The sequence below is a fragment of the Hydrotalea sp. GW822-HT8A01 genome (genome assembly GCF_058798575.1).
Genome location: NZ_CM179506.1, coordinates 226,805 through 241,454, shown reverse-complemented (window position 1 = coordinate 241,454; position 14,650 = coordinate 226,805). Strand labels below are relative to the sequence as shown.

Annotated in this window: 12 protein-coding genes; 10 read left to right on the top strand and 2 right to left on the bottom strand. The window is 37.4% G+C overall.

What is annotated here, in order from left to right; translation table 11 throughout:
• The first annotated feature begins 7 nt into the window (after positions 1–7).
• The 10 genes from nuoH (at position 8) to AC3QLY_RS01005 (ending at position 11,234) form a co-directional block, all read left to right on the top strand.
• Entirely contained in the window at positions 8–1,054 is a 1,047-nt protein-coding gene (gene nuoH, locus AC3QLY_RS01050) for an NADH-quinone oxidoreductase subunit NuoH (RefSeq protein ID WP_075051844.1), read from the top strand.
• Between the two features lie 113 nt (positions 1,055–1,167).
• A complete protein-coding gene (gene nuoI / locus AC3QLY_RS01045) occupies positions 1,168–1,701 on the top strand; it encodes an NADH-quinone oxidoreductase subunit NuoI (RefSeq protein WP_074418233.1) in 534 nt (177 codons plus the stop codon).
• Between the two features lie 108 nt (positions 1,702–1,809).
• Positions 1,810–2,313 carry an NADH-quinone oxidoreductase subunit J family protein gene (locus AC3QLY_RS01040; RefSeq protein WP_068243041.1) on the top strand — a complete coding sequence of 168 codons (504 nt, stop codon included), beginning with the start codon at positions 1,810–1,812 and terminating at the stop codon, positions 2,311–2,313.
• 39 nt (positions 2,314–2,352) lie between these two features.
• Entirely contained in the window at positions 2,353–2,688 is a 336-nt protein-coding gene (gene nuoK / locus AC3QLY_RS01035; protein WP_074418234.1) for an NADH-quinone oxidoreductase subunit NuoK, read from the top strand.
• 54 nt (positions 2,689–2,742) lie between these two features.
• Positions 2,743–4,650, top strand: a complete 1,908-nt coding sequence (gene nuoL / locus AC3QLY_RS01030; RefSeq protein ID WP_074418235.1) for an NADH-quinone oxidoreductase subunit L — start codon at positions 2,743–2,745, stop codon at positions 4,648–4,650.
• A gap of 22 nt (positions 4,651–4,672) precedes the next feature.
• Positions 4,673–6,109, top strand: coding sequence for a complex I subunit 4 family protein (locus AC3QLY_RS01025; RefSeq protein WP_218330520.1), 1,437 nt, complete (start codon positions 4,673–4,675; stop codon positions 6,107–6,109).
• 130 nt (positions 6,110–6,239) lie between these two features.
• Positions 6,240–7,631, top strand: coding sequence for an NADH-quinone oxidoreductase subunit N (locus AC3QLY_RS01020; protein WP_492990307.1), 1,392 nt, complete (start codon positions 6,240–6,242; stop codon positions 7,629–7,631).
• Positions 7,632–7,909: 278 nt separating this feature from the next.
• Entirely contained in the window at positions 7,910–8,236 is a 327-nt protein-coding gene (locus AC3QLY_RS01015; RefSeq protein ID WP_492990305.1) for an ABC transporter permease, read from the top strand.
• Between the two features lie 93 nt (positions 8,237–8,329).
• Positions 8,330–9,823 carry an IS1634 family transposase gene (locus AC3QLY_RS01010; protein WP_074419367.1) on the top strand — a complete coding sequence of 498 codons (1,494 nt, stop codon included), beginning with the start codon at positions 8,330–8,332 and terminating at the stop codon, positions 9,821–9,823.
• A 142-nt stretch (positions 9,824–9,965) separates the two neighbouring features.
• Positions 9,966–11,234 carry an ABC transporter permease gene (locus AC3QLY_RS01005; protein WP_218330518.1) on the top strand — a complete coding sequence of 423 codons (1,269 nt, stop codon included), beginning with the start codon at positions 9,966–9,968 and terminating at the stop codon, positions 11,232–11,234.
• Positions 11,235–11,250: 16 nt separating this feature from the next.
• On the opposite strand, the gene AC3QLY_RS01000 is transcribed toward AC3QLY_RS01005, so the two are convergent.
• Entirely contained in the window at positions 11,251–11,961 is a 711-nt protein-coding gene (locus AC3QLY_RS01000; RefSeq protein WP_074421069.1) for a peptidase associated/transthyretin-like domain-containing protein, read from the bottom strand.
• Positions 11,962–12,080: 119 nt separating this feature from the next.
• Positions 12,081–14,639 (bottom strand): zinc-dependent metalloprotease, encoded by a 2,559-nt coding sequence (locus AC3QLY_RS00995; protein WP_074421070.1) that lies wholly within the window; start codon positions 14,637–14,639, stop codon positions 12,081–12,083.
• Positions 14,640–14,650: the final 11 nt, after the last annotated feature.

Below are 14,650 nucleotides of genomic sequence, written 5' to 3'. Positions count from 1 at the left end.
ATTTGCCATGTTACTAAGTATAGACTGGATATTGTTTCTGGAAAAATTAATTCTGATTGCCATTGTTATTTTTGCAAGTCTGGGTATAGCACTCTATACCACATTTGCAGAACGTAAAGTGGCGGCGGTTTTGCAAGACAGGCCGGGCCCCAATCGTGCTGGTCCGTTTGGCTTGTTTCAGCCATTTGCCGATGGGTTAAAGCTCATCATGAAAGAAGAAATTATTCCCAACACTTCCAATAAAGTATTATTTGTTTTAGGGCCTTTTTTGGCCATGACAGCCGCTTTGATGACCAGTGCCGTAATACCCTGGAGCAGTGATGTGCATTTATTTGGCAGAGTTATTCCCTTGCAAATTGCCGATGTAAATATTGGTATTTTATACATATTTGCTGTAGTAAGTTTGGGTGTTTATGGCATTATGATTGGCGGATGGGCATCTAACAACAAATTTTCTTTAATGGCCGCACTAAGAGGTGCATCGCAGGCAATTAGTTATGAATTAGCCATGGGCTTAAGTTTAATTGCTTTATTAATGACAACAGGCACTTTGCAGTTAGGCGAAATTGTAAAGCAACAAATGCAACCAGGTCATTGGTGGAATATTGTATATCAGCCACTCGGTTTTTTAATATTCATCATCTGTGCATTTGCAGAATGTAACAGAACACCCTTCGATTTACCGGAAGCAGAAAATGAATTAAACTTTGGTTACCATCAGGAGTATTCTTCTATGAAATTAGGCTTTTACCTGTTCTCAGAATATGTAAATATGTTTATCAGCAGTGTGGTAATGGCAACGCTTTACTTTGGCGGTTATGATGTACCTTTTTTAAATGAAAGCCTATTGTCGCCAAATGTTGCAGCCATCATAGGCGTGGCAGCTTTACTGATAAAAGTGGTGATATTCATTTTCTTATTTATGTGGGTACGATGGACAATTCCGAGGTTCAGATATGACCAGTTAATGAACCTGGGCTGGAAATCGCTGGTGCCATTGGCTTTGGCAAATATGCTGATTACAGGTGCACTCATTCTATGGATGGGAAAATAAATTTCATTGCACAGCAAAGGGATGCCAGGTTACAAGGAATAAAACAATATAAACTTGGATACTAGTTACAATAAAAATATTTTTGCAAAACTTTTAAAACCATCGGTTCAATCATGCAAGCACTAACCAACAGAGCACAGCCGGTTAACAGAAAGCCGATGACATTCTGGGAAAGATTATATCTGATCAATATTTTCAAGGGAATGTTAATCACGTTTAGCCACATATTTAAAAAACAACCAACCATTCAATATCCGGAACAAAAAAGGCCATTTAGCCCGGTGTTTAGAGGATTGCATGTATTGAACAGAGATGAAGAAGGCCGGGAAAGATGCACCGCCTGCGGATTATGTGCCGTAGCCTGCCCGGCGGAGGCCATTACCATGGAGGCTGCTGAACGTTTACCCGGTGAAGAAAATTTATATCGTGAAGAAAAATATGCAGCCCGCTACGAAATTAATATGCTGCGTTGTATTTTTTGTGGATTGTGTGAAGAAGCTTGTCCGAAAGATGCTATTTATTTAAGCGAAACCTTTGCACCGGCAAATTTTAATCGTACCACTTTTATATATGGTAAAAAAGATTTATTAATACCCAACCCTGTAACAGAGCCAGAAGCGTATACAAAAGCAAAAGGATTGAATTAAACCCTGTAATTATTTTCATTGTAAAATAATGGCAAGGTTATTTTCCATCAACCATCTTTATTAATTCGTTTAGTGAGTCTGTTACAGAAATAAAAATAATAGTATCAAATGAATGCCATACAAATCTTATTCTGGTTTTTAAGTGCCCTGGCGTTGGTAAGTGCATTAATGGTTTTACTCAGTAAAAATCCGGTACACAGTGTGTTATGGCTGGTAGGTGTATTTTTTGCCATTTCAGGGCATTATATTTTACTGAATGCACAATTCATTGCAATCGTAAATTTAATTGTATATGCTGGTGCTATTATGGTGTTGTTTCTTTTCGTAATCATGTTAATGAATTTGAATAAGGATACAGAACCTCAGAAAAATATTTGGATGAAATTAGCCGGTGCCATTTCAGCCGGTTGTTTTTTAATGATATTGGTATCATTAATCAGACAGGCGCCCGAGTTGCAAGCCAAAACAGCCATGATGAAAGAAGGAAGTATCGGGTTGATTTCAAATTTGGGAAAAGCATTATTCAGTACGTATGTGGTGCCCTTTGAAATAAGCAGTATTTTATTTTTAAGTGCGATGGTGGGAGCAGTGGTGATTGGGAAAAAAGATTAGTCAGCATTCTTTATAAGTTTTTTAAACAACCAACAGATTATGCCCATACAATATTATATTTTTTTAAGTTTAGCACTGTTCTGTATTGGTATTGCAGGTGTACTAACACGCAGAAATGCCATCATTATTTTTATGAGTATAGAACTGATGCTCAATGCAGTAAATTTACTACTCGTTGCTTTTTCAAAAATGCATCATGCAGTAGCAAGTGCGGTTGAGAAAGTAAACAATGCCGGAACGGATGGACAAATTTTTGTGTTTTTTGTAATGGTGGTAGCAGCTGCTGAAGTAAGTGTTGGATTGGCCATTATTGTAATGATGTACAGAAATGCACATTCTGTAGATGTAAATTTTTTAAACCGGTTAAAGAATTAAATGATAAAAGGGAAGCTTATACTGTTGTGGTAAGCCTTACTTTAAACGAATAATATGAATCAATTAGTTTACTTAGTACCATTACTGCCGCTTGCAGGATTTCTGATCAACGGATTGCTTAGAAAATCACTTTCTAAACGGGCAGTTAGTTTAATAGGCTGTGGCGTAATTTTAGTGGCTTTTTTAGTCAGCCTGAGTTTATTCTGGCAGGTAAAATCTAATGGCCCTATTATTCAAACTTATTTCAATTTTATTGATATTAAGGGACTAATCATTCCATTTTCTTTTCAGGTTGATGCACTTTCTGCCTTATTTATGTTAATTATTACCGGTGTAGGTTTTCTAATTCATGTATATTCAACCTCATACATGCATGAAGAAGCTGAGCCACATTTTGCACGTTATTTTTCTTATCTGAATCTGTTTGTGTTTTCCATGCTGCTCTTGGTAATGGGCGGTAATTACCTTATTCTGTTTTTGGGATGGGAAGGTGTAGGCTTATGTTCTTATTTGTTAATTGGTTACTGGTTTAAAAACAATGATTATAACTATGCTGCGAAAAAAGCTTTTATCATGAACCGTATTGGTGATGTCGGTTTTTTGCTGGGAATTTTTTGGTTGATTGCTAAATTAGGCACATTAACTTATGGTGAAGTTTTTGCCGGAACCGGAAGCTTAAGTGCTGTTGATGTTACCGGAATTACCCTGTTATTTTTTATTGGAGCTACCGGTAAAAGCGCACAAATACCTTTGTATACATGGCTGCCCGATGCAATGGCCGGTCCAACTCCGGTTTCAGCTTTAATACATGCAGCTACCATGGTAACTGCCGGGGTATACATGATTGCACGTAGCAATGTATTATATAGTATGAGTGCGGTAACTGAAAACATTATTGCTATCATTGGTGTGGCTACTGCTTTACTGGCGGCTACAATTGCCATCAAACAAAATGATATTAAAAAAGTATTGGCCTATTCCACAGTGAGCCAGTTGGGTTATATGTTTTTAGGATTAGGAGTAGGTGCATACTCAGGTGCGGTTTTTCATGTAATGACACATGCATTTTTTAAAGCATTGTTATTCCTGGGAGCCGGTTCTGTAATACATGCTATGGGCAATGAACAGGATATCCGAAAAATGGGTGGATTACGTAAATACATGCCCGTTACCCATATTACTTTCCTGTTGGCATGTTTAGCCATTTCAGGTATTCCTCCATTTAGCGGTTTCTTCTCTAAAGATGAAATTCTGGCTGCGGCGTATGCAAAAAACCCTGTTTACTGGGTATTAGGAGTAGCAGGTGCAGCATTAACCGCATTTTATATATTCCGTTTATATGCCACTACTTTTTTGGGCAACTTCAGAGGCACACATGATCAGGAACATCATTTACATGAAAGCCCTGCTGCTATGACCTTCCCTTTAATTTTACTGGCTATTTTAAGTGTGATTGGCGGATGGGTGGGTATACCTACCGTAATGGCTCCGGGTGCCAATTTATTTCATCATTTGTTACAACCTGTTTTAACTACTGAAACATCAACCGAAATGCCACATGCAACAGAATGGTTATTAATGGGTGTTTCTGTAGCCATAGCAACCATCGCCATTTTATTTGCATTGGGCAGGTTTACCAAACATCCTGAATTAGAAGAGCCTACAGGCGTTGGAAAATTTCTGGCTAATAAATGGTACATCGATGAATTATATGATGGAATTGTTGTAAAACCACTGAACAGATTTGCAGGAGTTTTAAAAAATATTGTTGAAAAAAGTGGTCTTGATGGTGTAGTAAATGGGGTAGGAAGATTTGTTTTGTATGCGTCGCGGCAGGTAAGATTAATTCAGAGCGGACAGGTAGGCGGATACATACTCTTTATGGTACTGGCCATGATTGTATTGGTTTTAATTTGGATAAACGACGGTTATATTTATACCTATTTAAGTAAAATATTTTAAAAGCCCCAGGCAAATAATAGCTATGATTCCTCTTTTATTAATAATCGTTCCTCTGATTGGTGGCCTTATTTCTTTTTTGTTGAAAGAAGATAAAGCAGCCAAAAGCTGGTCATTACTGATTGCGCTTGTTACTTTGGCCATTGCATTAAGTGGTATTTACTTTTTTAACAATGCTGATGCTTTATCTATTCATTTACCCTGGTTGCCGGCATTAGGCAGTGGTTTTGATTTACACATGGACGGGATGAGCAGCATGCTTACCTTATTAACTGCAATCGGCTTTCCTATTATTTTTGTTGCCATTTATAAAAATAGTTATACGAAGCCGGGCAATTTTTTTGCCGGTATGTTATTAACTCAGGCAGGGTTAATGGGTGTTTTTGTTGCAGCCGATGCGCTGGTATTTTACTTTTTTTGGGAGCTTGCTTTAATTCCGGTTTATTTTCTTGCTTCTAACTGGGGTGGAGAAAAAAGAATTGCTGCAACATTCAAATTTTTCGTGTACACATTTGTGGGCTCGTTGCTAATGCTAATCGGAATTTTTTATTTATATTTTCAAACCCCCGGTAATCACTCCTTTGCTATTGAATCGTTTTACCATTTGCATTTAAGCACCCACCAGCAATATGTATTCTTTTGGTTATTTTTTATTGCTTTTGCTATCAAAATGCCTTTATTTCCGCTACATACCTGGCAACCCGATGCTTATGAACAGGCTACAACCGGTGTAACCATGGTGCTAAGTGCCATTATGGTAAAAATGGGTTTATATGCCACCATTCGTTGGTTAGTGCCTGTTTTTCCTGAGGCTACCACTCATTTTGCAAATTTCATTATCATTCTTGCAGTGATCGGAATGTTGTATGCATCACTCATCGCTATCCGGCAGGATGATTTTAAACGAGTGATAGCTTATTCTTCCATTGCACATATTGGTTTAATGTGTGCTGCCATTTTTGCACAGAAAGAGGTGGGATGGAATGGGGTAATGGTACAAATGTTTAACCATGGTATAGTAGTATTGGGATTGTGGATTGTGGCAGATGCAATTGAACAGCAATTGGGTACCCGCAAATTGAGCGAATTAGGCGGTCTTGCACAAAAAGCTCCGGAATTAGCTATACTTTTTGTTATTATGGCACTTGCAAATATTGCATTGCCGCTAACCAATAGTTTTATTGGCGAGTTTTTAATGTTTAATGGTCTGTTTCAATACAATATGGTAATAGCCATTTTTGCACTGATTACCATTATATTAACTGCGGTATATACATTAAATACCGTACAAAAAATTTTTTATGGTGATTTGGCCATTCAAATAACCCATGCTGTAGATGCAGGGCTACATGTGCGGTTTATTTTATGGATACTGGTGGTTGTAATTTTCTTTTTTGGTATATATCCCGAGCCAATGATACACTTAACCCATGAAACAGTGAAAGAATTATTGGTGCAATAAAATAGCTGTAAGTGAAAAACATACTCTGAGTAGAATGATGTTGCAGTGTATAAACAAAAAAGTTTTTATTACGAATAAAGTTGATACATTTTAGAACAATTCAACAGGGCGAATAACTATATTTTAATATATGAACGCAATTATATTTTCGGCAGTAGCGGGTGTTGTAATGATGTTTACAGGCATTATCACACAACAAAAATCAACCATCAGAAATGTGGCACTGGTAGCTTTATTGGTGGTTTTACTGGCCAACATTTTTGATACTTATGGTATTTTTAGTATTTATATTCCTACGCATGGTTTGCTGAATTTTCAAAAATTTGGCTTGTATTTTAATACACTTGCTTTTGCTGCTACATTTTTGTTTACTTTAATCAGTGGTTCAGATGTTACATTGATCGGCAATGGCCGGCATGCTGCAGAATTCTTTGCATTAATTTTCTTTTCATTAGCCGGTATAGCTATTTTAACCTCTTACAACTCGCTTTTAATGCTGTTTTTGGGCATTGAGATTATGTCCATTCCATTATATATTCTAACCGGTGCTGATAAGCGGAATTTAAAAAGTAATGAAGCCTCGTTGAAATATTTCCTGATGGGTTCATTTTCTACCGGTATTTTATTAATGGGTATTGCTTTAATGTATGGTGCCCGTGGCGGATTTGAAATAGACGCCCTTAAACCCTCTGCAGTATCAAATGAGTATGGCATATTAGACCCATTGGGTTTGGTGCTGGTATTTATTGCCATTGCTTTTAAAGTTTCTGCTGCTCCTTTTCATTTCTGGACGCCCGATGTATACGATGGTGCACCCGGTGTTTTTACTTCATATATGGCAACGATTATTAAAGCAGCCGGTTTTATTACATTTATACGATTATTTGATAATAAGGCAGTTGAAATGGGTTTGTCGTGGAAAATTATTTTACCGGTTGTAATTATTGCCACTTTGTTGGTTGGAAATATTACCGCGGTATTCCAACAAAGCGTAAAACGGATGATGGCTTATTCCAGTATTGCCCAGGCCGGATTTATGCTATTTGCGGTTTTTGCCGAAAATGATGTAGCTAAAGAAGGTATTTTAATTTATACTGTGGCCTACTCTGTGGCTACTATTGGCATTTTCGCCGTGTTGGAAAAAGTGAAAGATATATCGCTGGAAGGATTCAATGGCCTTGCACAAAAAAGTTCGTTACTGGCCGGAACCACCACCGTATTTCTTTTATCCTTAACAGGCATTCCGCTTACGGCAGGGTTCTTTGCAAAGTATTATATGTTGTTATCTGCCATTAAATACGGCGGCAGCTCAGTAACCTGGTTGGTAATTGTTGCGGTAATTTTTGCTGCCATCAGTGCTTTTTACTATTTCAGAGTAATACAGGCCATGTATTTTAAAAAGGGCAATCCGGAATTGCATTTATTCAGTAAAGGGTTTTGCATTATGCTGATTTTGCTTGCTGTAGTTACTATTTTAATTGGCATATTCCCAACTATTATTCTAAACTGGTTTTACTTTTAGTTTTTAATCAATTCTCTTCACAATGTTTATCTAATCAGTAGTAACTGCTACAGCAACGCAACATGCTGCCATAATAACTGAACCTACAAGAGTGAGTGACACAACAGGCGATGCCCAAAATAGCAGAAGCCGGGTTACCTAAAATTGATTCAAATTACTCATAGGGTTAAATAGCCGCCATTACCGTCTGTTTATTTTTTGCTACGTTTATCCTTTTTGGTTTTAAACTATCTGATTGCGCCTTATCTTTAGAATGATTTTAATACAAAAACTTATTAATGACGTTAACCGATTCATTTAATTTGGCATTTAAAACGGTAAAAGGAAATAAGCTGAGAACCGGTATAACCGTTGCTATTATTGCATTTGGCATTATGGCGTTGATTGGAATTATTACCGCTATTCAGGCTATGAATCAAAGCTTGCGGGAAAGTTTTTCATCGATGGGGGCCAATGCTTTTGTAATAAAATACAAAGAATCGCGTATCCGTTTTGGAAGAGACCAAAGTGTAAAGAAAACGGCAAGAGGAGTGAAGGATAAAGTTTCGAACCTCGATAAAACCATACGGCGGGAAGATGCGGTTTATTTTAAACAAACCTCCTGACTTGTCCGCCTTTCCATAATCCAAACAAATAGTTTCTGATAATCAACTACTTATGATACTTTTTATCTATTTTGACCGCACTAACCAGGTCAAATGCTACACATTAGAATTGTAAAAACAAAGGGAAATTCTCGTTCTGTACAAGTTTATCATTATCAAAACAGTAAACGGGTTATCATCAAACATATTGGTTCAGGAACTACTAACGAAGAAATATTTGCCCTGGAAGAAATGGCCAGGCTATTTATTGCTGATTATACCAAACAATTATATCTATTTGAAGATTCCAAACCTGGCGAGGAGGCAGTATTGGTTAGTCAATGTGAATTCATAGGGATTTACCTTACTTATTTGTACGATGTATTGAGAGCCGTGCAGCACCAAATTGGTTATACTTTAGAAGCGGATGCTTTGTTGAATGATTTTGTAGTGATTCGAATCGTTGAGCCTGGTTCCAAACTTCGTTCTATTGAGTTAATAGAATCTTATTTTGGCATTAAACACCGCAGGCAACAGTTTTATGAATCAGCACATAAATGGCTTGTTTTAAAGGAAAGAATAGAGAAAAAAACGCTTGATTTTGCCAGAAAACAATATGGATTTGATTTTTCTTTATTGTTCTATGATGTTACGACCCTGTATTTCGAAACATTTACGGAGGACGAACTTCGCAAGAATGGATTTTCTAAAGACAACAAGTCGCAACAACCACAAATTGTGGTGGCACTCATGGTTACACCCGAAGGCTTTCCTGTAAGTTATGAGGTGTTTTCAGGTAATACATTTGAGGGTCATACGTTGATTCCTGTCATTAAATCTTTTATCAAAAAACATAAAGTAGAAAACTTTACGGTCGTTGCTGATGCAGCCATGATAAGTACCGAAAATGTGGAGGCATTGAGAGTAGAAAAAATCAACTATATAGTAGGTGCAAGGCTAGGTAATGTGTCGGCCCACTTGTTGGAAACAATAGATGCGAAACTTCCAAAAATAGATGGGAGCGTGATTCGGCTTAAAACAGAAAATGGCTATCTAATTTGTAGCTTCTCTAAAAAGCGCTATAATAAAGATAAATTTGAGATGAACAGGCAAATAGAGAGAGCAAAATTGATGCTGACTCAACCCTCAAAAATGAAGAGGGTAAAATACCTCAAATCAGGCGATAGTAATATGATGCTGAACGAAAAGCTTATTGAAAAAACCACAAAGCTACTGGGGATTAAAGGATATTATACAGACATTAAAGAAGCTGTTGCCGATAATGCAACCATAATAAGTCGCTATCATGATTTATATAAAGTAGAACAAGCATTTAGGGTCTCAAAAAACGATTTACAAACTCGCCCAATTTTCCATTTTAAAGAAGAGCCCATACAATTACATATACTTATTTGCTTTATGGCATTAGCTATATCAAAACATATTGAAATAACAGCAACATTGTCCATAAGAGCATTTTTAACCCATTGTAAAAAGATCACAGATGCCCGATTAATAAATAAAATAACCAAAAAAGAAATAAGAATGAGAGCTCATGTGCCGAATCATCTACAAGAAATTATCACAAAAATTCTTAGACCGCACTAAATCGGACAAGTCAGGAAATTACTCATAGGGTTAAATAGCCGCCATTACCGTCTGTTTATTTTTTGCTACGTTTATCCTTTTTGGTTTTAAACTATCTGATTGCGCCTTATCTTTAGAATGATTTTAATACAAAAACTTATTAATGACGTTAACCGATTCATTTAATTTGGCATTTAAAACGGTAAAAGGAAATAAGCTGAGAACCGGTATAACCGTTGCTATTATTGCATTTGGCATTATGGCGTTGATTGGAATTATTACCGCTATTCAGGCTATGAATCAAAGCTTGCGGGAAAGTTTTTCATCGATGGGGGCCAATGCTTTTGTAATAAAATACAAAGAATCGCGTATCCGTTTTGGAAGAGACCAAAGTGTAAAGAAAACGGCAAGAGGAGTGAAGGATAAAGTTTCGAACCTCGATAAAACCATACGGCGGGAAGATGCGGTTTATTTTAAACAAACCTATCAATACCCATCTATTGTAAGTGTGTATATGCGCGGGCCCGGTAATGTAGAGTGTTATTATGGCGATAAAAAAACCAATCCCGTTGTAACTGTTTGGGGTGGTGATGAAAATTATTTAACGGTAAATGGTTTTACGGTAGCAGTTGGCAGAAATTTGAATAGTTTGGATGTGGAAAGTGGTCGTAATGTATGTTTGTTGGGTAGCAATGTTGCTACAAAATTGTTTGGAGATCATCCTGAAACAGCTGTTGATCATATTATAAAAGTTGGTGGAATACCTTACCGCATAATTGGTGTGCTAAAAAGCAAAGGATCGAGTGGTTTATTGCGGCAGGATGATATAGTGGTAACTTCTTACAACAGTGCTCGTCGTTTAGCCAATGCCTCACCGTCGTATTTTATTGGCGTAATGGTTGAAAATGTAGCGATGTTAGATCCTGCAATAGGTGTAGCTACAGCGCATTTCAGAGGTATCAGAAAATTGCTGCCAACAGATGCGGATAATTTTACCATTGAAAAGAGTGATAAGTTTGCAGAACTGTTTATTACTTTTTTAAGTAGTATTACAGGTGCGGCTGCGGCTATTGGTATTATTACTTTAATTGGTGCTGCCATTGGTTTAATGAATATTATGCTGGTTTCGGTAAATGAACGTACCCGTGAAGTAGGTCTTATTAAGGCAATTGGTGGAAAAAGCAAAAATGTAAGGCAGCAGTTTTTATTTGAAAGTATGATTATTAGTTTACTTGGTGCAATATTTGGAATTATTTTGGGTGTTTTGGTTGGTAATATTTTTTCAATGGTATTGAAAACCGGTTTTGTTGTGCCCTGGTTATGGGTAAGTATTGGTATTGTAATCTGCTCTCTGGTTGGGTTTGCAGCAGGATTGTACCCGGCAATAAAAGCTGCTAAATTAAATCCAATTGTTGCTTTACGATATGAGTAACGCTCAAGCTTTTGCGTTACTTTTTTAGAAATAATTTTAATTTATCATTAATATAATAAATTAAATCTTCCCGGTGCGGGTGCTGCCTGAGCCATTTATAAGTTGGCCTGTATGTTTCCATAAACAACAGCAGCGAGTCTGTTGGTAGTGTTACATATTGTTTTAAGAAAGTTGGATTAAATCGGTAATTAATATAATGTTCCTGCTCCATTTGGTTAAAGAGTTGAATGGTTTCACGTTTTCGTTTATCCGGCCCAAAAAAATGGTCAATATTAATACCCATACCAACACCCGAATTGCCGTTAGATACTGTTGGTAAAGTATAATCGTTGGTAGTAGCAAAAAAATCTCTTCTTCTGTGCAAACTGTCTAATTGATATGCAGAGTAGCTTTTATGCGATCTGACAGTTACTTCATCTAACATTTTAGAAAGAGGATGCAGGTAAATAACGTATCCGGCTTGCTGTAATAATTTTATATTGATTTGAAGCGTATCAAATGTATAGCTGATAGAAGCAATGGATATAATATCGCCAGGTTTTGCGGCAATTGAAAACAATCCTTTCTCGTTAGAGATAACTGTTTTTTTATTATTTAAATTGGTAATACTGGCAAAATAAACCGGCTCTTTGGTCATACTGTCTTTAATAACTGCTGAAAAATTTTGCGCTGTGGCAAAGTGGGTTATTAAACAAAAAATCTTAAAACACAATCCAAATTTTTTCATATTGTTTATTTGTAGCTACACAAAGTTATTGCAGTTGGTTGCATTTATATGAATTGGTTGAAAATAAAAAGAGCTACCGGTTAAATGGCAGCTCTTTTTATTGTTTTAAAGCGCTATGTTTAAGCCTTAGGCTCTAACGCTTTTTTGATTCTTTCTGCAACATCCTGTAAATGATATTTACTCATTTTATCTCTTGTGGCAGGAATTGCTGCATTGATGGCTGCTAATAAACTTTTCAATTCGCCTCTTGCTACAGAAGGTACATCTGTATTAGCGGTATTAATAATAGAAAGATTGAAGCCTCTGGCTGTTGCTGTTAAGCTGGCAGAATTTGATTTAGCAGGGTCTATTAAATCAATCAGTTTACTTACATAGGCTTTTTGCAAATTTCTGCGATAGGCATCAATTGGTTTTTGGGTGCTTAATTCACTCCAAATACCTTTTTGAACATCATCCATCATTTCATCCAAACCATAAGTGCTGGTGCCAAATCGGTTCCTGCTGGTTTCTAAACGATACAAGCGTGCGGCATCTAATAAACTGTTCAATATACTGATTTGCAGGTTTTGAATGGCTTCATTAGCGGTTGGGTAAGCTATCTTATTTAAAATATCCTTATCTAACAACCAGTTAGGCGTTTGGAAGAGTTGTGTATTTAAAAAGGCAACTGCTGCTTTTTGTTTTTCTTTTGATGTGGGAGTATACACATCGCCTTTTTGTTCTACACTTTTAAAGGTTTCTTCTATGCCACCCACATTTTTGGTTACATGGCCCATATATCGGGCAAACTGACCCACTAATTGTTGGTATATATCGCTTAAATTCTGGTATTTATCGGCTTCTTCTTTGGTCCAAACCGGCAATTGTACAATAATTCTTTTCAGGTTCATAATACCGTAACTGCTGGCTTTAACTGCATCGTCGCCCAAGTCTTCAGTTTGTGCTCTGGGGTCAACATTTCTTCCTTCGCCGCCAAACCATAATCTGGGGTTTTTAAGACTGTCGATTGCCCATTGGTTGGTAACCAATTCATCTTTTTTGGGATCGTTAATACCAGTGTAGGTATAACCCCATTGAATGGCCCATTTATCGTAATCCCCAATTCTTGGGAATAGTCCGGCTTCGCTGATATTATCTTCCGGTTGTGCAACATAGTTAAAACGAGCATAATCCATAATAGAGGCAGTATGTCCGTTGGCTTCTATCCAGGCTTTGTTACGCAGTAATTCAACCGGTGTTTTGCTGCTGCTGCCCATGTTGTGGCGCAAGCCAAGGGTGTGGCCCACTTCGTGTGAAGAAACGAAGCGAATTAACTGGCCCATCAACGAATCATCAAATTTCATTTTTCTGGCTTTCGGATCAACGGCAGCTGTTTGAATCATGTACCAATCGTGCACTAATTTCATAACATTATGATACCATCCAATATGGCTTTCCAAAATCTCACCGCTGCGAGGGTCGTGTACATTGGGGCCGTATGCGTTTTCAATATCAGAAGCAAAATACCGTATAACAGAATAACGGGCATCTTCTAAACTCATGGTACTGTCGTTTTCAGGCCATTCCTTTGCTACGATGGCATTTTTAAAACCGGCTTTTTCAAAAGCTTTTTGCCAGTCGTTTACGCCTGCAATTAAATAAGGACGCCATTGTTTAGGTGTAGCAGGATCAATATAGTATACAATTTGTTTGGCAGGTTCTACCAGTTCACCACGTTTGTATTTATCTATGTCCTCAGATTTGGGTTCCAGTCTCCAACGTACTGCAAAAACCTGATTATCTACTTTTTGTTGGTTATCACTGTAAATGGTGTAATCATCTGCAAAAAAGCCTACTCTGGGGTCAAACAGCCTTTTATGCATAGGTGTTTTGGGTAATAACAGCATTGAAGTGTTTAATTCAAGTGTAACGGCACCCGCATCCATGGCAGCAGGTAGTGGTTCACTTTGTGGTATGGGTGATGGGGATGGGGCGCCAAATCCACCGGCAGGGCTGGGTGTAGAATTGTATGTTTTTACTGTTCTGATTTCTATATTGATGGGGTAAGTGTGTATACTTTCAATATAGGAACGGTCAGATGCCAGCATAGACAGGCTAAGTCTGCGTTTAATAGCAGGAGTAAGGTTTACTGCTTGGTTATCTCCTTTAAAGAAATCAGTTACATCAATTACAGACGAGGCAGAATCTTTGCCATAAGCAGCAATAGGAAATGCAGCTGCAATGGGGTTTAAGTTAGAATTGGCTACTGCTTTTGAAATTTCATTGGTGGAATCTGCATAATTAATTAAGGTAATGACTTTTAGAAATACTTTGTTTTCAGGGCCTTTTGCAAATTCAATGGTTTGTTGGTTCACCAATTCACCGCCATAATTTCTGCCGCCACCGGGTGTTTTGCTGTAACGGGTTACAGCTAAAATTTCATGTCCTAAAATTGAATCCGGAATTTCGAAATAATATTTATCCTCAACTTTATGAACCGTAAATAAACCTTTTTGTGTTACGGCCTTGTTGGTAATTACTTCTTTATAAGGCTTTGGACCAGTAGCTGGTTTTGCTGCGGCAGCTGCTCCGGCTGTTCGCCCATTCAGTATTGGAAATCGTGATGTATCAGGCCTTTGCTGCGCACATAGCCAGGTTCCGGTTAAAATAAGCAAGGTAAAAGATAACGTTTTCTTCATATAGTGTTATT